We start from the raw sequence: 538 nt of genomic DNA on the forward strand, positions 1-538 counted from the left end.
CAGGCCGAACCGCTCGGCGGCCTCCAGCATCTGTTCCTCGGCCGGGCGGTAGAGGCCGATCCAGGCCATCGTGCCGGGCTCGCCGGGCACCTGCCGGTAGACCTCGGCCAGGCTGCCGCCGCCGCCGATCCGGTGGCCGTCCCGGTACACGGCGGCGTCCACCACCGAGCGTTCCAGGTGCACCCCGTCGTCGTCCCGGTGTTCGGAGCGGGGGTCCATCGAGTGCTCGGGGGCGGGCTCGGGCTGCTGCCCCATCGGGCGGGCGAACGGACGCTTGCTCGCGCGGGCCGCGCGGGAACGCCAGTCGGACATGGGCGGGCACCTCCGCCGCCCAGTCTCCTGCCGAGTGACCCGCCGCGCACCCGAAGACACGCGGCGGGTGGCGGACCGTCAGCTCGCGTCGGCCTTGGCCTTCGCGGGGGCGGTCGCGGCGGGCTTGCGCAGGAACAGGTACAGCGTGGGCACCACGTACAGCGCCCAGCCCCAGACCTGAAGCTTCGTCGGGTCGGGCTGGAAGTTGAACACGCCCTTGAGCAGG

At 74.2% G+C, this 538-nt stretch carries 2 pseudogenes; both read right to left on the minus strand.

The annotated features are described in order from the left end of the window. Positions 1–312, minus strand: a pseudogene (locus ABD323_RS44945) (transporter); the annotation flags it as partial. A gap of 78 nt (positions 313–390) precedes the next feature. Beyond that, a pseudogene (locus ABD323_RS44950) lies at positions 391–538 on the minus strand (iron transporter); the annotation flags it as partial.

The organism is Kitasatospora nipponensis (genome assembly GCF_039528135.1).
GTDB classification, from domain to species: Bacteria; Actinomycetota; Actinomycetes; order Streptomycetales; family Streptomycetaceae; genus Kitasatospora; species Kitasatospora nipponensis.